15 protein-coding genes and 5 pseudogenes are annotated in these 19,221 nt (G+C 52.1%); 15 read left to right on the top strand and 5 right to left on the bottom strand.

Annotated elements, in window-relative coordinates; all coding sequences use genetic code 11:
- Window positions 1–307: 307 nt before the first annotated feature.
- Complete coding sequence (locus tag U0026_RS06100) at window positions 308–1,312, bottom strand: IS110-like element IS4321 family transposase (RefSeq protein ID WP_000427623.1); 1,005 nt, start codon at window positions 1,310–1,312, stop codon at window positions 308–310.
- Window positions 1,313–1,863: 551 nt separating this feature from the next.
- Between U0026_RS06100 and U0026_RS06095 the strand changes: the two genes are divergently transcribed.
- The 5 genes from U0026_RS06095 to U0026_RS06075 all read left to right on the top strand — a co-directional run bounded on the left by U0026_RS06095 (window position 1,864) and on the right by U0026_RS06075 (window position 8,410).
- On the top strand, window positions 1,864–2,787 hold the full coding sequence (locus U0026_RS06095; RefSeq protein ID WP_000992321.1) for an aminoimidazole riboside kinase: 924 nt from the start codon (window positions 1,864–1,866) through the stop codon (window positions 2,785–2,787).
- Between the two features lie 165 nt (window positions 2,788–2,952).
- Window positions 2,953–4,470, top strand: coding sequence for a carbohydrate porin (locus U0026_RS06090; protein ID WP_001393599.1), 1,518 nt, complete (start codon window positions 2,953–2,955; stop codon window positions 4,468–4,470).
- A gap of 135 nt (window positions 4,471–4,605) precedes the next feature.
- Entirely contained in the window at window positions 4,606–5,976 is a 1,371-nt protein-coding gene (locus U0026_RS06085; RefSeq protein WP_000345203.1) for a sucrose-specific PTS transporter subunit IIBC, read from the top strand.
- Window positions 5,976–7,376 carry a sucrose-6-phosphate hydrolase gene (locus tag U0026_RS06080; RefSeq protein ID WP_062779778.1) on the top strand — a complete coding sequence of 467 codons (1,401 nt, stop codon included), beginning with the start codon at window positions 5,976–5,978 and terminating at the stop codon, window positions 7,374–7,376. Before U0026_RS06085 ends, U0026_RS06080 begins: the two co-directional genes overlap by 1 nt.
- Window positions 7,377–7,405: 29 nt before the next feature.
- Window positions 7,406–8,410, top strand: coding sequence for a LacI family DNA-binding transcriptional regulator (locus U0026_RS06075; RefSeq protein WP_000851062.1), 1,005 nt, complete (start codon window positions 7,406–7,408; stop codon window positions 8,408–8,410).
- A 278-nt stretch (window positions 8,411–8,688) separates the two neighbouring features.
- Here the strand turns inward: U0026_RS06075 and U0026_RS06070 are convergent, their stop codons facing one another.
- A complete protein-coding gene (locus U0026_RS06070) occupies window positions 8,689–9,588 on the bottom strand; it encodes a LysR family transcriptional regulator (RefSeq protein WP_062779780.1) in 900 nt (299 codons plus the stop codon).
- A 98-nt stretch (window positions 9,589–9,686) separates the two neighbouring features.
- On the opposite strand from U0026_RS06070, the gene U0026_RS06065 reads away from it, so the two are divergent.
- The 3 genes from U0026_RS06065 (at window position 9,687) to U0026_RS06055 (ending at window position 11,226) form a co-directional block, all read left to right on the top strand.
- A complete protein-coding gene (locus tag U0026_RS06065; RefSeq protein WP_062779782.1) occupies window positions 9,687–10,409 on the top strand; it encodes an SDR family oxidoreductase in 723 nt (240 codons plus the stop codon).
- 234 nt (window positions 10,410–10,643) lie between these two features.
- Window positions 10,644–10,865 carry a hypothetical protein gene (locus tag U0026_RS06060; protein ID WP_073971252.1) on the top strand — a complete coding sequence of 74 codons (222 nt, stop codon included), beginning with the start codon at window positions 10,644–10,646 and terminating at the stop codon, window positions 10,863–10,865.
- Between the two features lie 115 nt (window positions 10,866–10,980).
- Entirely contained in the window at window positions 10,981–11,226 is a 246-nt protein-coding gene (locus tag U0026_RS06055; RefSeq protein WP_062779784.1) for an Atu4866 domain-containing protein, read from the top strand.
- Window positions 11,227–11,525: 299 nt separating this feature from the next.
- Here U0026_RS06055 and U0026_RS06050 read toward each other — a convergent pair whose 3' ends face one another.
- Window positions 11,526–12,764, bottom strand: a complete 1,239-nt coding sequence (locus tag U0026_RS06050) for an IS110-like element ISEsa2 family transposase (protein WP_000219087.1) — start codon at window positions 12,762–12,764, stop codon at window positions 11,526–11,528.
- A 548-nt stretch (window positions 12,765–13,312) separates the two neighbouring features.
- Here U0026_RS06050 and vapB point away from each other — a divergent pair.
- From vapB to U0026_RS06030, 4 genes and pseudogenes are all read left to right on the top strand, one after another.
- On the top strand, window positions 13,313–13,543 hold the full coding sequence (vapB, locus tag U0026_RS06045) for a type II toxin-antitoxin system VapB family antitoxin (RefSeq protein ID WP_062779939.1): 231 nt from the start codon (window positions 13,313–13,315) through the stop codon (window positions 13,541–13,543).
- A pseudogene (locus tag U0026_RS06040) lies at window positions 13,540–13,955 on the top strand (type II toxin-antitoxin system VapC family toxin). The gene vapB and the pseudogene U0026_RS06040 overlap by 4 nt, the downstream one beginning before the upstream one ends.
- Window positions 13,956–14,037: 82 nt before the next feature.
- A protein-coding gene (locus U0026_RS06035) for an IS1-like element IS1A family transposase (protein WP_225988001.1) occupies window positions 14,038–14,735 on the top strand; the annotation gives its coding sequence in 2 pieces (ribosomal slippage) (window positions 14,038–14,287 and window positions 14,287–14,735; 699 coding nt in all).
- A gap of 268 nt (window positions 14,736–15,003) precedes the next feature.
- Window positions 15,004–15,093 (top strand): annotated as a pseudogene (locus tag U0026_RS06030) (hypothetical protein); the annotation flags it as partial.
- A 274-nt stretch (window positions 15,094–15,367) separates the two neighbouring features.
- Here the strand turns inward: U0026_RS06030 and U0026_RS22750 are convergent.
- A pseudogene (locus U0026_RS22750) lies at window positions 15,368–15,458 on the bottom strand (helix-turn-helix domain-containing protein); the annotation flags it as partial.
- On the opposite strand from U0026_RS22750, the pseudogene U0026_RS06025 reads away from it, so the two are divergent.
- From U0026_RS06025 to U0026_RS06015, 3 genes and pseudogenes are all read left to right on the top strand, one after another.
- Window positions 15,457–15,723 (top strand): annotated as a pseudogene (locus U0026_RS06025) (IS5/IS1182 family transposase); the annotation flags it as partial. The pseudogenes U0026_RS22750 and U0026_RS06025 overlap by 2 nt on opposite strands.
- A complete protein-coding gene (locus U0026_RS06020; RefSeq protein WP_063922537.1) occupies window positions 15,716–15,895 on the top strand; it encodes a hypothetical protein in 180 nt (59 codons plus the stop codon). The pseudogene U0026_RS06025 and the gene U0026_RS06020, both read left to right, overlap by 8 nt.
- A gap of 148 nt (window positions 15,896–16,043) precedes the next feature.
- Entirely contained in the window at window positions 16,044–18,041 is a 1,998-nt protein-coding gene (locus tag U0026_RS06015) for a BCCT family transporter (protein WP_062779882.1), read from the top strand.
- A 345-nt stretch (window positions 18,042–18,386) separates the two neighbouring features.
- Here U0026_RS06015 and U0026_RS06010 read toward each other — a convergent pair.
- A pseudogene (locus U0026_RS06010) lies at window positions 18,387–19,175 on the bottom strand (IS110-like element IS4321 family transposase); the annotation flags it as partial.
- Window positions 19,176–19,221: the final 46 nt, after the last annotated feature.

The following is a 19,221-nucleotide window of genomic DNA, read 5'->3' as shown; positions in this document are numbered from 1 at the left end:
CTCTGGCAAGCAGTGCCCGCAGTCATACATGGGGTCCGCTTGGAAAACGGAATCTATGGTCACTCCCGTTTTTGCAACACCGATTTTGACGACAAGTTGGCTTGCTTGAATCTATCCGGCGTCTGAATGGGATTTTATTCCCGCGCCTTGATGAGTTCCGCGCCTGATGAACCTCCAGAAAATATACGGCTTCAATGAGCCTTTCCGTTTTACAGGTTCCTCAACAGGCCGGTGGGCCGTTAGTATCATCAATATCAGTATTCGCAAAACCAGATCAGTAATTCTTTAAACCGGTGTATTTCTGCCGTTATGCTACATAAGTTTGCTGTCGTGCCGTTAGGGCCCAGGCTATTCTGGCCAGCTTGTTTGCCAGAGCACAAGTGACGACAAAGTTGCTTTTCCGGCACAGTAAATCCCTGACCCAATCGGCCAATTTTCCAGACTGGTGTTCCAGTTTTTGTATGAATACCCTGGCACATTGAACCAACAAAGTTCGGATCTTTTTATTACCTCGCTTACTAATTCCCAGCAATGTCGTCCTACCTCCCGTGCTGTACTGCCGAGGTACAAGCCCTGTTGCCGCCGCAAAGTCACGGCTGCTGGCGTACTGCTTCCCGTCGCCAATCTCAGTTGAAATAGTACTCGCTGTCAGTGTTCCGACGCAGGGAATGCTCAGCAAGCGCTGTCCAACCTCATCTTCGTCCAACTTTCGTTTCAACTGGGATTCCAAATCTTTAATCTGCTCAACAAGATAGTGATAATGCTGTTGTAATTTCAGCAATAACTGGCTGAGGTAAAGAGGCAAACTATTGTCCTCAAGAATGGTACTCAGTCGGCTAATAACGGCAGCTCCTCGGGGAACGCTAATGCCAAATTCCAGCAGAAAAGCATGCATTTGATTGGTTGTTTTTACCTTATCCTGAACCAGGGATTCACGGACACGATGCAGAGCCCGCATTGCCTGCTGAGATTCCGTTCTGGGCTGCACAAAACGCATAGACGGACGCGATGCAGCTTCACAAATAGCTTCGGCGTCGACAAAGTCGTTTTTATTGCTTTTAACGAACGGGCGGACAAATTGTGGTGATATCAGCTTTGGGGAATGCCCCAACTCTTCCAACTTGCGTGCCATAAAGTGAGAACCGCCACAGGCTTCCATTGCGATGGTTGTAGCGGGGCATGTCGCCAAAAATTCGATCAACTTTGGCCGGGTAAATTTTTTACGGTAAACAGCCTTCCCGCGACGATCCTGGCAATGAATATGGAAAGAGTTTTTACCCAGATCGATACCAATGAGCGCAATGTTTTCCATGATAGTTCTCCGAATGAAAGCCTGTCCTCAGCATAGTACCGGGAAGGAGGGAGTGACCATCTCATTAATTTTCCTACGTTAAGCGTTTTGAGCTTAACGAGTGATTTCGTTCCATTGAGCGCGAACCCCTGACCGTAAGGGATGTACGGAACGATCTGACTGTCCGTTAACAGTTTTGCTTACTTTCGTACATGTTATTGGCATGGTGTACGCAATCGTTCGGTTTCGGACACAGAAACGCTGTAGCCCCGCGAACCGAGTGATATCCAATAGCCGATTGGTTAAAAAGTAGTCTTAGCGTAGGTTATTTTCCCTTTTCCAAGCGGACCCCTACATGACCGACCTGATAACGTCTGGCCTTCTTCGCTCAGTAACGTTTTGTGTCCAGGACGTCAGTCTTCACAGCTGTCAAATCAACGCTATTTCATAAGGCGGCTCACGTTTTTATGTCATGAGCCGCGCTTTTCCGGCTGGAACGTTCCACCCACTCGGTCACTGTGATTTAATATGCTAAACCGGTTTAATTAAGTTTAGCTTTGGAGGGTTTTAGCATGAATGCAAAAGTTTGGGTTCTGGGCGACGCGGTGGTGGACCTGCTGCCGGAGAGCGAAGGGCGCCTGCTGCAGTGCCCTGGAGGCGCGCCGGCTAACGTGGCGGTAGGGGTTGCCCGCCTTGGCGGCAACAGCGGATTTATCGGCCGCGTCGGCGGTGACCCGTTTGGCCGCTACATGCGTCATACCCTGCAACAGGAGCAGGTCGACGTCAGCCATATGTATCTCGACGATCAGCACCGCACGTCCACTGTGGTCGTCGACCTTGACGACCAGGGGGAACGCACCTTTACCTTTATGGTACGCCCCAGCGCGGACCTGTTCCTGGTTGAAGAAGACCTGCCACAGTTTGCCGCCGGACAGTGGTTGCACGTCTGCTCCATCGCGCTCAGCGCCGAGCCCAGCCGTAGCACTACCTTCGCGGCGATGGAGAGCATCAGGTCTGCCGGCGGTCGGGTCAGCTTTGACCCTAATATTCGTCCCGATCTCTGGCAGGATCAGGCTTTGCTGCTAGCCTGCCTCGATCGCGCTTTGCACATGGCCAACGTGGTAAAGCTATCGGAAGAGGAGCTGGTCTTCATCAGCAGCAGTAATGATTTAGCATACGGAATCGCCAGCGTAACGGAGCGCTATCAGCCAGAATTGCTACTGGTGACCCGGGGCAAAGCGGGGGTGCTTGCCGCGTTTCAGCAGAAGTTTACCCATTTCAACGCCCGGCCTGTGGCCAGCGTGGACACCACCGGCGCGGGAGACGCATTTGTCGCCGGACTGCTCGCCAGCCTTGCGGCTAACGGGATGCCAACGGACATGACCGCACTGGAACCGACACTCACGCTTGCACAGACCTGCGGCGCCCTGGCCACCACAGCCAAAGGTGCGATGACCGCCTTGCCCTATCAGCGCGATCTCAACCGTCAGTTTTAATCCTTAAAGCCGCTTTGCGCGGCTCACTTTGTTGCATGCATCACATTTATTAAACCGGTTTAGCATATTTGTTTTAAGAAAAACAAAGGTCGGGCTTAACATAGCGCCTAAACCGGTTTAGCAAAAATTATAATTTTCCATTTTTACTTTTGGGATGCCAACAGCATGTACAGAAAAAGCACACTTGCGATGCTTATCGCTTTGCTAACCAGCGCTGCCTCTGCCCATGCGCAAACGGATATAAGCACCATTGAAGCCCGACTCAACGCGCTGGAAAAACGCCTGCAGGAGGCAGAAAACAGGGCGCAAACGGCGGAAAACCGCGCCGGGGCGGCGGAGAAAAAAGTTCAGCAACTCACCGCGCAGCAGCAAAAAAACCAGAACTCGACTCAGGAAGTGGCTCAGCGTACCGCCAGACTTGAGAAAAAAGCCGATGACAAAAGCGGATTTGAGTTTCACGGTTACGCCCGCTCCGGCGTGATAATGAATGATTCCGGCGCCAGCACCAAATCCGGAGCCTACATAACGCCGGCAGGTGAAACCGGCGGAGCTATCGGCCGTCTGGGAAACCAGGCCGATACCTATGTTGAAATGAATCTTGAACATAAGCAGACCCTGGATAATGGGGCCACGACCCGCTTTAAGGTGATGGTCGCCGACGGGCAAACCTCTTATAACGACTGGACTGCAAGTACCAGCGATCTGAACGTTCGTCAGGCCTTTGTCGAATTGGGTAACCTGCCGACGTTCGCTGGGCCATTTAAGGGCTCCACCCTGTGGGCCGGGAAACGTTTCGACCGCGACAATTTCGATATTCACTGGATTGACTCTGATGTCGTGTTCCTCGCCGGTACCGGTGGTGGTATCTATGACGTGAAGTGGAACGACGGCCTGCGGAGTAATTTCTCCCTGTACGGGCGTAACTTCGGCGACATTGATGATTCCAGCAACAGCGTGCAGAACTATATCCTCACCATGAATCACTTCGCAGGTCCGCTGCAGATGATGGTCAGCGGTCTGCGGGCGAAGGATAACGACGAGCGTAAAGATAGCAACGGCAATCTGGTAAAAGGCGATGCGGCAAACACCGGCGTGCATGCGCTGCTCGGCCTGCATAACGACAGTTTCTACGGCCTGCGCGACGGTAGCAGTAAAACCGCTCTGCTTTATGGTCATGGTCTGGGCGCAGAGGTTAAAGGTATCGGATCTGATGGCGCACTTCGTCCGGGAGCCGACACATGGCGCATTGCCAGTTACGGCACCACGCCGCTCAGCGAAAACTGGTCTGTTGCCCCGGCAATGCTGGCGCAACGCAGTAAAGACCGCTATGCCGATGGCGACAGCTATCAGTGGGCAACATTCAACCTGCGTCTGATTCAGGCAATCAATCAGAATTTCGCTCTCGCCTACGAAGGCAGCTACCAGTACATGGATCTTAAACCCGAAGGTTATAACGATCGTCAGGCGGTGAACGGTAGCTTCTACAAGCTCACCTTCGCCCCGACATTTAAGGTCGGCAGTATCGGTGATTTCTTCAGTCGCCCGGAGATTCGTTTCTATACCTCCTGGATGGACTGGAGCAAAAAACTGAATAATTACGCCAGCGATGACGCCCTGGGCAGTGACGGTTTTAACTCGGGCGGCGAATGGTCTTTCGGTGTGCAGATGGAAACCTGGTTCTGACGGCTTACGCCTGATGACAGGAATAGCCGGGGGTCAGAGCATCTTTGTCACCCCGGGCTCAGCTAAGACGCAGAAAAAGCGCTCCCGTGAACGCGGGACGACAACATAAAAATGTTTAAGCCTTAAGAGGGTACTATGGATTTTGAACAGATTTCCTGCTCGCTGCTTCCGCTTCTTGGAGGCAAAGAAAATATCGCCAGCGCCGCGCACTGCGCCACGCGCCTGCGCCTGGTGCTGGTCGATGATTCGCTGGCCGACCAGCAGGCCATCGGCAAAGTTGAAGGGGTGAAGGGCTGTTTTCGTAATGCCGGACAGATGCAGATTATTTTCGGCACCGGGGTGGTAAATAAGGTCTACGCTGCCTTTACTCAGGCGGCGGGTATTAGCGAATCCAGCAAATCGGAAGCCGCCGACATCGCGGCAAAAAAGCTCAATCCGTTCCAGCGCATCGCCCGCCTGCTATCAAACATCTTCGTGCCGATAATCCCTGCCATCGTCGCCTCTGGTCTGCTGATGGGCCTGCTGGGAATGGTCAAAACATACGGCTGGGTTGACCCGGGCAACGCCATCTACATCATGCTGGATATGTGCAGCTCGGCGGCATTTATCATTCTGCCGATTCTGATTGGCTTTACCGCAGCCCGCGAATTCGGCGGTAATCCTTATCTCGGCGCGACGCTTGGCGGCATTCTGACTCATCCAGCGCTGACTAACGCCTGGGGCGTGGCCGCGGGTTTCCACACCATGAACTTTTTCGGCTTCGAAATTGCCATGATCGGCTATCAGGGTACGGTGTTCCCGGTACTGCTGGCAGTATGGTTTATGAGCATCGTTGAGAAGCAGTTGCGTCGCGCAATCCCCGATGCCCTGGATTTGATCCTGACGCCGTTCCTGACGGTGATTATATCCGGTTTTATAGCCCTGTTGATTATCGGCCCGGCCGGTCGCGCACTGGGCGACGGTATCTCGTTTGTCCTCAGCACCCTGATTAGCCACGCCGGCTGGCTCGCCGGGTTACTGTTTGGCGGTCTCTATTCAGTTATCGTCATTACCGGTATTCATCACAGCTTCCATGCGGTTGAAGCCGGGTTGCTGGGCAATCCCTCCATCGGCGTCAACTTCCTGCTGCCGATTTGGGCGATGGCCAACGTCGCTCAGGGCGGAGCCTGTCTGGCGGTGTGGTTCAAAACCAAAGATGCAAAAATTAAAGCCATTACTCTGCCCTCGGCGTTTTCCGCCATGCTGGGCATCACCGAGGCGGCGATTTTTGGTATTAACCTGCGCTTTGTGAAGCCATTTATTGCGGCGCTGATTGGTGGTGCGGCGGGCGGCGCATGGGTGGTATCTGTACACGTCTACATGACCGCGGTCGGCCTGACAGCGATCCCCGGCATGGCCATCGTGCAGGCCAGTTCGCTGTTGAACTACATTATCGGGATGGTTATCGCCTTTGGCGTCGCCTTTACGGTCTCCCTGGTTTTGAAATACAAAACGGACGCTGAATAATGTCTCTTCCATCACGACTGCCTGCGATTTTGCAGGCCGTAATACAGGGCCAGCCACGTGCGCTGGCCGATAGCCACTATCCGCGCTGGCACCTTGCGCCGGTCACCGGGCTGATGAACGACCCCAACGGCTTTGTCGAATTTGCCGGACGCTATCACTTGTTTTATCAGTGGAACCCGCTCGCCTGCGATCATACGTTTAAGTGCTGGGCGCACTGGAGCTCCCCCGATCTGCTGCACTGGCAGCATGAGCCCATTGCGCTGATGCCGGACGAAGAGTATGACCGTAACGGCTGCTACTCCGGCAGCGCGGTGGATAACAACGGTACGCTTACCCTGTGCTATACCGGCAACGTGAAGTTTGCCGACGGAGGGCGAACCGCCTGGCAATGCCTGGCAAGGGAAAGCGCCGACGGCACCTTCCGCAAAATCGGCCCGGTCCTGCCGCTGCCGGAGGGCTACACCGGCCACGTGCGCGACCCAAAAGTCTGGCGACACGAAGACCTGTGGTACATGGTGCTGGGTGCGCAGGATCGGCAAAAGCGCGGCAAGGTGCTGCTGTTCAGCTCTGCGGATCTCCATCAGTGGACGAGTATGAGTGAAATCGCCGGCCACGGCATCAATGGCCTCGACGACGTCGGCTATATGTGGGAGTGTCCGGATCTTTTTCCTCTCGGCGACCAGCATATTCTAATCTGCTGTCCGCAGGGGATTGCCCGCGAGGAAAAGTGTTACCTGAACACCTACCCGGCAGTATGGATGGCGGGCGAGTTTGATTACGCTAGTGGCGCTTTCAGCCATGGCGAACTGCACGAACTGGACGCCGGCTTTGAGTTCTACGCCCCGCAAACCATGCTTACCAGTGATGGCCGTCGTCTGCTGGTCGGCTGGATGGGCGTGCCGGAGGGCGAAGAGATGCTTCAGCCGACCCTCATCAACGGCTGGATCCATCAGATGACCTGCCTGCGTGAGCTGGAGTTTATCAACGGTCAGCTCTATCAGCGTCCGCTACGGGAACTGAGCGCCCTGCGCGGTGAAGCGAACGGCTGGTCGGGGAACGCCCTGCCGCTGGCACCGATGGAAATCGATTTGCAAACCCGCGGGGACGATATGTTGAGCCTCGATTTTGGCGGCGTATTAACCCTTGAGTGCGATGCCAGCGGACTCCGCCTGGCCCGACGCAGTCTCGCCAGCGACGAGATGCATTATCGTTACTGGCGCGGAAACGTCCGCTCGCTGCGTGTTTTCATCGACCAGTCGAGCGTGGAGATTTTCATAAACGGCGGTGAAGGGGTGATGAGCAGCCGCTACTTCCCGGCCTGCTCCGGTCAGCTAACATTCTCCGGCATCACGCCGGACGCATTCTGCTACTGGCCGCTGCGAACTTGCATGGTAGAATAAGCGTTTTGCTTCAGGCTCATGGCGTCGTAATGAAAACCAAACGCGTAACCATTAAAGATATAGCCGAACAGGCTGGCGTCTCCAAAGCGACCGCCAGCTTGGTACTGAATGGTCGTGGCAAGGAGCTGCGCGTGGCGCAGGAAACGCGTGAGCGCGTACTGTCGATTGCCCGTAAGCATCACTATCAGCCAAGCATTCATGCCCGCTCGCTGCGCAACAACCGCAGCCACACCATCGGGCTGGTGGTGCCGGAGATCACCAACCACGGCTTTGCGGTCTTTGCCCATGAGCTGGAGATGCTGTGCCGCGAGGCGGGCGTCCAGCTGTTGATCTCTTGTACTGATGAAAACCCCGGTCAGGAGAGCGTGGTGGTCAATAATATGATTGCCCGCCAGGTCGACGGGATGATCGTCGCTTCCTGTATGCACAACGATGCCGACTATCTCAAACTCAGCCAACAGCTGCCAGTGGTGCTGTTTGACCGGTGCCCCAATGAAAGCGCGCTGCCGCTGGTAATGACCGATTCGATTACCCCAACGGCGGAACTGATTTCCCGCATCGCGCCTCAGCATAGCGATGAGTTCTGGTTTTTAGGCGGTCAGGCGCGTCTGTCGCCCTCCCGCGATCGTCTGACCGGGTTCACGCAGGGTTTGGCTCAGGCGGGTATTGCCCTGCGCCCGGAATGGGTGATCAACGGCAATTACCACCCCAGCTCCGGCTATGAGATGTTTGCCGCACTCTGCGCGCGCCTTGGGCGGCCGCCTAAGGCGCTATTCACCGCCGCCTGCGGGCTGCTCGAAGGGGTTCTGCGCTATATGAGCCAGCACCATTTACTCGACTCCGATATTCATCTGACGAGCTTTGACGATCACTATCTTTATGATTCGCTGTCGCTGCGTATCGACACTGTCCAGCAGGATAATCGCCAGCTGGCCTGGCACTGCTACGATCTGATAAGCCAGCTGATCGAGGGCGATACGCCCGAAACGCTACAACGCTACCTGCCCGCAACGCTGCAGTTTCGGCATCAGTAATAACTGAGTATTTTTGAATAGCGACGCTGGATGCCGATTGGTCTGAACGGCCCGGCGATCGCCGGGCATACCATTGGCGCCGGCATCGTGCTGGTAACGACCATATTAGGGCGTTTGAGCAGTTGCCTGGCCTCACGCAGGGAGACTGGATTAACTGACCGCTGACAAAATGCCTGACAATGACAGTCCGTTTTGTGCCAGAAGCGAACATAACATATAACTAAATGAGTCAGTCCTCAGAAAACTGGTTTACGTTACAAAGTATTTAGCGCTTACCATTAAGCATACGGTTGCTGCCATTGCCTGACATGTTCGATTAGGGCGCGTAGTTTTGGCGCTATATTCCGGCGTTGAGGAAAGTACAGATAAAAGCCAGGAAAATGGGGAAGAAAATCATCAAGCATTGAAACAAGTTGACCATTTTCAATATACGGCCTGAATGTTTCCTCAGGGGCAAATGTTATACCTCCACCGGCAAGAGCCAGCCTCAGCATGAGACGCAGGTCATTAGTTGTTATTCGCGGTTCTACCGCCACGTCGAAAGCTCTCCCGTTCTCCTCAAATTCCCAGCGATAAGGAGCAACATCCGGGGAAGGACGCCAGCCGATACACTGATGATGTACAAGCTCACGCGGATGAAGAGGGGCGCTACAAGCAGTGAGATAGGATGGGGACGCAACCACCATTTCACGTTGCTTTTCTGTAAGCGGGACGGCAATCATATCCTTCTCGATCACATCTCCGAGCCTTACGCCAGCATCATAACCAGCGGCCACAATATCAAATTCCTCATCTATCACGACAATATCGATCGTCACGGCTGGATTAGCAGCCGCAAACGAGGCGATCAGCGGACCTGAAAGAAACTCTTCAGCTATGGAGGTCACCGCGATCCTCAGAAGTCCACGTGGCGTGCTGTCGGATGCAATATCTTCGAACGCAGCGTCAATGCTGGATAAAGATAATGACAGGGATGTACGCAGTCGTTCTCCCGCTTCAGTCAGGTTTACTGAACGTGTTGTCCGCATTACCAGCATTGTGCCGAAAGTATCCTCAAGCCGCCGTATTCCCTGACTAACCGCCGAGCGCGTAACCCCCAGCCGGGCTGCGGCTATGGTGAAATTACGCTCTTCAGCAACCGCGATAAAAACAGGTAAAAGATTGAGATCAATTTTCATTGTTTAATTCTGCTAATCACTGAGTCCAGTAAAAGCAGGATACTGGAACTAATCATAAAGGTCTATCATCTCTCTGAACTCAACTGAAGGAGCACATCATGGATAAAGTTATATTAATTACCGGCGCGTCAAGTGGCATTGGGGAAGGCATTGCCAGAGAGCTTGGAAAAGCAGGTGCGAGAGTGCTATTAGGGGCGCGCAGACTGGATCGTATCGAAGCCATTGCAGCAGAAATCCGCAGCGCCGGCGGTATGGCTGAAGCGCGTGAGCTGGATGTCACAAACAGACTGTCCATGGCTCATTTCGTGCAGTCAGCGCTTGATAACTGGGGGCGTGTTGACGTTCTGATTAACAATGCGGGCATCATGCCACTTTCACCGCTTGCGGCCGGCAAACAGGATGAATGGGAACGTACGATTGACGTTAACATCAAGGGCGTGCTGTGGGGAATTGGGGCTGTGCTTCCAGTGATGGAAGCTCAGGGTTCTGGCCAGATAATTAACCTTGGTTCTATCGGTGCCCTTTCTGTTGTGCCAACAGCCGCCGTCTATTGCGCCTCTAAGTTCGCAGTACGGGCTATTTCAGATGGTTTACGTCAGGAAAGCTCGAAAATCCGTGTGACCTGCGTTAATCCCGGCGTTGTGGAAAGTGAACTTGCCTCAACCATCACTCATGCGGAAACCATGGCGGTGATGGATGCATACCGTTCTGTTGCACTTAAACCAGCGGATATTGCCCGCGCCGTACGACATGTAATTGAGGCTCCGGAAAGTGTTGATACAACAGAAATAACCATCAGACCGACAGCATCCGCAAACTGAAGCGTATGACAGCGGGATGAAGTAAATCTCTGCAATCATTATTTATTTAATGCCTCTGGAATAAGAACTGCTGATGAAATGATAACTTGCATGACAATTGTTAATTCATTACGTCATTCTTAACTGACAGTAAAGCTGTATTAATTACAGAAGCCAAACTGGCATAGGGAATAAATTTAAATATATTATTCCCTCTTTTAAAAATCATCTCTTATCATTAATAGTAAAATTACCATGGATAATATCCATCGCTTGACTGCAGCAACAATTCTGTCCTTATTATCATTCAGCACTATGGCCCAGGTTATTACGGCAGTAGATTCAACCATTGAGGGTGCTGAGGAAAAAATTTCCACACAGGCATCTAAAGAGGGGAAATCATATGAAATCCTTGCAGCCTCTTTTAAAAACAGGGTTTATATGACAGCAGAGTTAACCCCTGTTAATAACAAATAACACATTCATATGCGCCGGTAATTTCTCTTGACCGGCATTACTCAAAATGAGTCGTGGTTCCACCTGCAAATACAATAGCTTATCTCTAACACACATACATGACATCAGGAAACATATGAAAGAACAGCATACTTATACAGGCCTCTGGATTACCAAAGATGGATTCATTTGCCATGAGCTATTACCTAATGGGCGTTACGACGAAGCTCGAGGTACAAAACCTAATGCTTATCAGGGCGACTACGACATTCGTGAAAACAGGATCTACTATCAGGACGATACCGGTTTTACAGCTGATGGGACTTTTGTCAGTAATGACGAACTTCATCACGCGGGTATGGTGCTTTTCCGGCGTAAATAAATATCAAACTACCTATAGAAATTAGCGCGATAAAGCCTTGATCATCAAAAGGCACTTTGTCGACTAATAATTATCATTACTTTGCCAATGAATTGCCTGTCAAAAAGTGATCATTTTTAAAGGCGTTCAATGACAATATAGATACTTATTTATAATTCTTAAATTAACGTTATAGTAATTACTCAAGGCTGTAAAAGTTATCTCCGTAGCTGGATTTATTGCGCTCCTACACCTATGAGGCGTTATACCTCATAGTCAGGCAGTGCCCGCTTCACGCCCTGAGACATTCGACAAGCTTTTTATGGCTTCAGTAAGGGCGAGTGTCTCGCTTCGAGAGCCAGCAAATATTTCGCTTCGTCATAACAGGTTCTGGCCTTCCAGCAGCGGTAAATGATCCTTATCCATTTGAACGCCAGTGCCCGGATCGCAGACTGATGAGATTTGCCCTTTTCTCTGAGGCCCTGATAATACAGTTTGGCCCAGTATGATGAATTAACCGTCTTGGCAGCCCATTCAACAAAGGTCTGCCTGACGAACTTGGCACATTGCCATCGCCAGTGAACCCAGGATTTTTGGCCGCTTCGTTCGGTCACCGGTGCTATACCTGCGTAGTTTTGAATTTCTTCAGCGCTGTTAAACCGGTCACGGTTATCACCAAGTGCAGCAAGCATCCGTGGGCCCATGCACGGTCCCATGCCCGGAAGTGATTTGAACAGCCCCGCATCTGGCAATGTGTCAAACAGCGTTTCGATTCGTTCGTCATAGGTTTTGATGATTTCACTCACGACTTTAATTTGTGTCGCCAGTGCTGCTGCCATCAAAGCATTAGCCTCTATAACACTCGGGTCTGTAGTCAATGGGATCGCATTATCAATACTCGCAACACGTTGCTCGGTAAGGGCCATAGCGCGACCACCTTTGGCATTCAGAAAGTTGCGGATCGTGTCGCGTCTGGCTCGTTTCAGTTGTTGCAGACTGGGCCACCGGATAATCAGCTCACACAACAGTAAGCTACCCCGATGTGAGAACCACTCCAGTGGCTGAGGATAATACTGTTTAAGCGTGTTGATTATCCGGTTCACAAAGCGTCGTTTATCTTCAACCAACTGACGACGTTGCTCAACCAGTTGCTGAAGTAAGCGAATATCCGCATTGTCGGGTTCAATAGCTTTTATCTTCTGGGGGTAACGCAGCATTAACTCTAATGCCAGCTCGGCATCCTGCGGATCATCTTTAGCGCCGCTGGGCGAGAAGGCTTGCCGATAACGAGCCAGGGACAATGCGTGGACGGGGAAAACGGTGATAAAGGGGTATTTTTGAAGAGCATATACCACGGGGCCCTTCTTCAGTTCGAGAGCTATTGCGATTCTACCTTTTACTTTCTGGTGTAACTCAGTAAGCCAGGCATCAAGCGCTTCTGCTGTATGTTCAATCACATCGAATACGCGTTCACCGTTTTTAAACTGAACACAGACATCGTGTTTTTTATCAGCCCAGTCCAGACCAACGTGCGCAGCAAATTGATTAGTCACAGTCATCACCAACTCCTTTTTATCGGGGATTGGTATGCATTCCACGCTCTTCGAAAGAAATATAGCCAGCAGTTTATCTGCATGCCCTGAGTATTCGTTAGCGAACGTGGAGCACCTACTGGCTCGAAAGAAAAGCGGCGATCATCACATGATTCTCGCTCAATATTCGTAACCAGTAAGCGCATACCCTGAATCACTTCAAAGTGTAATTCTCAGGGTACGAATGACTATATCTCGCTCATAGCCGACGATGGTCCCTTGCAATAATCTTTGCTATTAGGCCTCGCCAAAATCGCATTCAAACTTAAGCTGAACCGGATTCCACTGTAGATCCGACTTTACCTTTTTTCGGATCTGACCAGAAAAAGAGAGAAATGAGGATAGGTGTTGCATATCCATATGCAATGCATCTGCACATCCAGAACCTATGCATATGTCTCGTATCTGCATGTACTATATCTATGCAATGATTAGTGGTGTTTTTTTATTCGCCTGTGCTTTTAACAGGCCATACCCGGAGTATTGGGCACATGACTAGATGGGGTGTAACGTAAATGAGAACCGTATTCATTTTTAAAAATGGCAACAACCGCGCCATCCGTCTGCCCCGCGATCTGGATTTTGAGGGGGTGAGCGAGCTGGAGATCGTCCGGGAAGGGGACAGCATTATTTTGCGTCCCGTCCGGCCGACCTGGGGCTCGTTCGCGCAGCTGGATAAAGCCGATCCGGACTTTATGGCGGAGCGCGAGGACGTTGTCACCGACGAAGGACGATTTGACCTGTGAACAAAACTTATATGCTGGACACCTGTATCTGCTCGTTCATCATGCGCGAGCAGCCGGAAGCCGTCCTGAAGCGCCTGGAGCAGGCGGTGTTGCGCAATCAGCGCATCGTGATCTCGGCCATTACTTACTCCGAGATACGCTTCGGCGCCACCGGTCCGAAGGCCTCCCCGCGCCACACTGAGCTGGTTGACGCGTTCTGCGCCCGCCTCGATGCCATCCTGCCCTGGGACAGCGCCGCGGTGGATGCAACCACGGACATAAAGGTAGCGCTGCGCCTCGTCGGGACGCCAATCGGCCCGAACGACACGGCGATCGCCGGGCACGCCATTGCCGCCGGCGCCGTACTGGTGACGAGTAACGGGGGGAGTTTGAGCGGGTGCCGGGCCTGATGCTGGAAAACTGGGCCCGCTAGCTGCAGGCCAGTCTGATGCAAAAAGCTGGTGATGCTGCCAACTTACTGATTTAGTGTATGATGGTGTTTTTGAGGTGCTCCAGTGGCTTCTGTTTCTATCAGCTGTCCCTCCTGTTCAGCTACTGACGGGGTGGTGCGTAACGGCAAAAGCACCGCCGGACATCAGCGCTATCTCTGCTCTCACTGCCGTAAAACATGGCAACTGCAGTTCACTTACACCGCTTCTCAACCCGGTACGCACCAGAAAATCATTGATATGGCCATGAATGGCGTTGGATGCCGGGCAACCGCCCGCATTATGGGCGTTGGCCTCAACACGATTTTACGTCACTTAAAAAACTCAGGCCGCAGTCGGTAACCTCGCGCATACAGCCGGGCAGTGACGTCATCGTCTGCGCGGAAATGGACGAACAGTGGGGCTATGTCGGGGCTAAATCGCGCCAGCGCTGGCTGTTTTACGCGTATGACAGGCTCCGGAAGACGGTTGTTGCGCACGTATTCGGTGAACGCACTATGGCGACGCTGGGGCGTCTTATGAGCCTGCTGTCACCCTTTGACGTGGCGATATGGATGACGGATGGCTGGCCGCTGTATGAATCCCGCCTGAAGGGAAAGCTGCACGTAATCAGCAAGCGATATACGCAGCGAATTGAGCGGCATAACCTGAATCTGAGGCAGCACCTGGCACGGCTGGGACGGAAGTCGCTGTCGTTCTCAAAATCGGTGGAGCTGCATGACAAAGTCATCGGGCATTATCTGAACATAAAACACTATCAATAAGTTGGAGTCATTACCCTTTTTTAGATTGTAAAGGTCACGCCGTGATGGTGGCTGCCGACAGGCTGGTCCCACGCGATGAAATAGCCAGGGCGCACAGGCGTTTCATCACTTGGCCGGATTTAACGAAGCAGGTTGATCAGGGTCCGACATGGACCGGGGCACACCCTCAGAATAAGGCATTTCGCAAGGCAGCTCTGAAAGAGTCCTGCTCATAAAAGTCGACGATGAGGGCCACTTTTTTGCGGGCGGATACGGCCATATCGGGTTGCCCTGGCTCACGCGACGCACGCAAAGTAATCAGCAAGTGACCTCTCCGAAATTACCCAGAAAGAAGGCTGATGCCGATAAAACAGACTGAAACCAAGCGTTATTCAGTTGAGTGCATATCCAGCATAGGATAGATTCTTACGTAGCGTTTCTGGCGTGCATTTTCGGGTGGTTTGTTACTGTTTTTAACGAGGACATGTCAGAAACGCGCTGAGCGCGTCTGAGCGTTGCATCGAACAGTTGAACTCACAGCACAGAGCAGCCAGCAACAACGCTTTCTGACTGCTATGAGCGAGGCGCGGAAGTCTGTGACAATGTCTGCACCTCACTTTATAGCAGACCGTCCAGCTGTGAACGCAGGATCATTATTGCCCTGCCTTTACCCTGTGTATGGTTTGCCGGGTGGTATTAAATTCACGCAATGGCGCTGATACTGATCCCGGAGTTAACCCGGGCAGGTTACTGGCCGGCTGAATATGCCGACAGAAATCAGGCCGTTACCCGGCAATGGCTGACGGGAAGTGATGCGTACTGGAAATGGCACACGGCTTACAATCGACATTCGGTGGCAGAAACGGCAATGTACCGTGTCAAACAGCTGTTTGGCGGGCATCTTACGTTTCGGGATTATGATGCGCAGGCTGGAGAGGCTATGGCCATGATCCGTGCCTTAAACAAAATGACGTGTGCAGGCATGCCAGAAAGTGTACAGATTGCCTGAGGAAGTCAGCCACGAGGAGCGCTTTTATCTAAATCCGATTTATTCAACAAAGCCCCGCGCATGCCGTCAGGGGGAGGTTCTGGAGCTGTCGCTCTGCGATGTCGGGGTAGTGCACGACATTGATACGCTGGCGGATCTGGCGGCGGCGGAGCAAATCCTGGCACAAGCCTGAACAGCGATTATCATTATAGGTATCGTAGAAGCGATTCAGCTTATTCTTAAGGTCATTAGGCATCACTCCTTTTCTTTTGTTAGAATCGGGCTGTGACAAAATTCATCCATCCAGGGCGAAATGAACACACAATGGAATAAATGAGCTTATGAGTGAGAATGAAACCCCAATAAAAAAGTCTGAAAACCATATTAACAAGCCGGTGTTTTTCACCTCGGCGTTGTTAATATTTCTTCTTGTCGCCTTTGCCGCGGCTTTCCCCGATCTGGCCGATAAAAACTTCAAACTTCTGCAGAATCAAATCTTCACCAACGCCAGCTGGTTTTACATTCTGGCCGTAGCGCTGATCCTCCTGAGCGTGACGTTCCTCGGGCTGTCGCGCTACGGCGATATTAAACTTGGGCCCGACCACGCCCAACCTGATTTCAGCTATCACTCCTGGTTCGCAATGCTGTTTTCCGCCGGGATGGGGATCGGCCTAATGTTCTTCGGGGTGGCAGAACCGGTGATGCATTACCTCTCTCCGCCGGTTGGTACCCCGGAAACGGTCGAAGCCGCCAAGCAGGCCATGCGCCTGACCTTCTTCCACTGGGGACTCCATGCATGGGCGATTTACGCGATAGTGGCGTTGATACTGGCCTTCTTTAGCTATCGTCACGGCTTGCCACTGACTCTGCGTTCGGCGCTGTATCCGATTATCGGGGATCGCATTTACGGACCGATTGGCCATGCGGTCGATATCTTTGCGGTTATCGGCACCGTGTTTGGCGTGGCCACCTCCCTCGGTTATGGCGTGCTGCAGGTTAACGCCGGGCTTAATCATCTCTTCGGCGTGCCAATTAGTGAAACGGTGCAGGTGATCCTGATCGTGGTCATCACTGGCCTGGCAACGATTTCGGTGGTGTCGGGACTGGATAAGGGCATTCGTATTCTGTCCGAGATCAACCTGAGCCTGGCGCTGCTGCTGCTGGTGCTGGTGCTGTTGCTGGGACCTACGGTTCTGCTGTTGAAATCGTTCGTTGAGAACACTGGCGGTTATCTGTCCGAAATGGTCAGTAAAACCTTTAATTTGTATGCCTACGAGCCTAAATCGAGCAACTGGCTAGGTGGCTGGACGCTGCTGTACTGGGGCTGGTGGCTCTCCTGGTCGCCGTTTGTCGGCATGTTTATCGCCCGCGTCTCGCGCGGCAGAACCATCCGCGAATTTGTGACCGGCGTGCTCTTCGTCCCGGCGGGTTTCACCCTGTTATGGATGACCGTCTTCGGAAACAGCGCGATTTATCTGATCATGCAGAAAGGGGCGACGGACCTCGCCAATACCGTCCAGCAGGATGTGGCCCTGGCGCTGTTTAATTTCCTTGAGCACTTCCCGTTCTCAAGCATTTTGTCGTTCATCGCCATGGCGATGGTCATCGTATTTTTTGTCACCTCGGCAGATTCCGGAGCGATGGTGGTGGATACCCTGGCCTCCGGGGGCTCCAGCAATACGCCCGTCTGGCAGCGTATTTTCTGGGCTGCACTGATGGGGCTGGTCGCCATTGCGTTGCTGATTGCGGGCGGCCTTAGCGCCTTGCAGACGGTGACCATTGCCAGCGCCCTGCCGTTCTCGGTGATTTTGTTGATATCGATATACGGATTGCTGAAAGCATTGCGACGGGACATCACCAAGCGCGACAGCCAGAATATGACCACCATTGCACCTACCGCTGCGCGTAATCCTATTCCGTGGCAGCGCAGACTGCGCAATATCGCCCATCTGCCAAAACGTTCGTTGGTTAAACGTTTTATGGATGATGTCATTCAGCCTGCCATGACAATGGTTCAGGATGAGTTGAACAAACAGAGCACCGTAAGCCATATCAACAACAGTGGCGAAGACCGTATTCGCTTCGAAGTGGATTTAGGCAATGAGCTTAACTTCATCTACGAAGTCAGACTCCGCGGTTATGTTGCTCCTACCTTTGCGATCTCCGGGCTGGATAATGAGGAGCAGCAGGCAGAACAGCATAAATACTATCGGGCTGAAATCTACCTGAAAGAAGGCGGTCAGGATTACGATGTGATGGGCTGGAATCAGGAACAGATTATCAACGATATTCTCGACCAGTATGAAAAGCATCTTCACTTCTTACATTTGGTTCGCTAATACAAAAACACCGCCTTTCGGCGGTGTTTTTCTTTATTCTGCCGGGATCTCCTCCAGGCGGGTATATAGGGGGCCGCTTGGAAAACGGAATCTATGGTCACTCCCGTTTTTGCAACACTGATTTTGACGACAAGTTGGCTTGCTTGAATCTATCCGGCGTCTGAATGGGATTTTATTCCCGCGCCTTGATGAGTTCCGCGCCTGATGAACCTCCAGAAAATATACGGCTTCAATGAGCCTTTCCGTTTTACAGGTTCCTCAACAGGCCGGTGGGCCGTTAGTATCATCAATATCAGTATTCGCAAAACCAGATCAGTAATTCTTTAAACCGGTGTATTTCTGCCGTTATGCTACATAAGTTTGCTGTCGTGCCGTTAGGGCCCAGGCTATTCTGGCCAGCTTGTTTGCCAGAGCACAAGTGACGGCAAAGTTGCTTTTCCGGCACAGTAAATCCCTGACCCAATCGGCCAATTTGCCAGACTGGTGTTCCAGTTTTTGTATGAATACCCTGGCACATTGAACCAACAAAGTTCGGATCTTTTTATTACCTCGCTTACTAATTCCCAGCAATGTCGTCCTACCTCCCGTGCTGTACTGCCGAGGTACAAGCCCTGTTGCCGCCGCAAAGTCACGGCTGCTGGCGTACTGCTTCCCGTCGCCAATCTCAGTTGAAATAGTACTCGCTGTCAGTGTTCCGACGCAGGGAATGCTCAGCAAGCGCTGTCCAACCTCATCTTCGTCCAACTTTCGTTTCAACTGGGATTCCAAATCTTTAATCTGCTCAACAAGATAGTGATAATGCTGTTGTAATTTCAGCAATAACTGGCTGAGGTAAAGAGGCAAACTATTATCCTCAAGAATGGTACTCAGTCGGCTAATAACGGCAGCTCCTCGGGGAACGCTAATGCCAAATTCCAGCAGAAAAGCATGCATTTGATTGGTTGTTTTTACCTTATCCTGAACCAGGGATTCACGGACACGATGCAGAGCCCGCATTGCCTGCTGAGATTCCGTTCTGGGCTGCACAAAACGCATAGACGGACGCGATGCAGCTTCACAAATAGCTTCGGCGTCGACAAAGTCGTTTTTATTGCTTTTAACGAACGGGCGGACAAATTGTGGTGATATCAGCTTTGGGGGCACTGTTGCAAATAGTCGGTGGTGATAAACTTATCATCCC

Source organism: Kluyvera intermedia (assembly GCF_034424175.1).
Lineage (GTDB): Bacteria > Pseudomonadota > Gammaproteobacteria > Enterobacterales > Enterobacteriaceae > Kluyvera > Kluyvera intermedia.
The sequence above is the reverse complement of the archived record's forward strand: the minus strand, read 5'-3'. Positions and strand labels throughout refer to the sequence as shown.

Coding starts and splice junctions, on each gene's coding strand:
- U0026_RS06100 (WP_000427623.1), bottom strand. CDS start 1,312: ATGGAAAACATTGCGCTCATTGGTATCGATCTGGGTAAAAACTCTTTC.
- U0026_RS06095 (WP_000992321.1), top strand. CDS start 1,864: ATGAATGCAAAAGTTTGGGTTCTGGGCGACGCGGTGGTGGACCTGCTG.
- U0026_RS06090 (WP_001393599.1), top strand. CDS start 2,953: ATGTACAGAAAAAGCACACTTGCGATGCTTATCGCTTTGCTAACCAGC.
- U0026_RS06085 (WP_000345203.1), top strand. CDS start 4,606: ATGGATTTTGAACAGATTTCCTGCTCGCTGCTTCCGCTTCTTGGAGGC.
- U0026_RS06080 (WP_062779778.1), top strand. CDS start 5,976: ATGTCTCTTCCATCACGACTGCCTGCGATTTTGCAGGCCGTAATACAG.
- U0026_RS06075 (WP_000851062.1), top strand. CDS start 7,406: ATGAAAACCAAACGCGTAACCATTAAAGATATAGCCGAACAGGCTGGC.
- U0026_RS06070 (WP_062779780.1), bottom strand. CDS start 9,588: ATGAAAATTGATCTCAATCTTTTACCTGTTTTTATCGCGGTTGCTGAA.
- U0026_RS06065 (WP_062779782.1), top strand. CDS start 9,687: ATGGATAAAGTTATATTAATTACCGGCGCGTCAAGTGGCATTGGGGAA.
- U0026_RS06060 (WP_073971252.1), top strand. CDS start 10,644: ATGGATAATATCCATCGCTTGACTGCAGCAACAATTCTGTCCTTATTA.
- U0026_RS06055 (WP_062779784.1), top strand. CDS start 10,981: ATGAAAGAACAGCATACTTATACAGGCCTCTGGATTACCAAAGATGGA.
- U0026_RS06050 (WP_000219087.1), bottom strand. CDS start 12,764: ATGACTGTGACTAATCAATTTGCTGCGCACGTTGGTCTGGACTGGGCT.
- vapB (WP_062779939.1), top strand. CDS start 13,313: ATGAGAACCGTATTCATTTTTAAAAATGGCAACAACCGCGCCATCCGT.
- U0026_RS06015 (WP_062779882.1), top strand. CDS start 16,044: ATGAGTGAGAATGAAACCCCAATAAAAAAGTCTGAAAACCATATTAAC.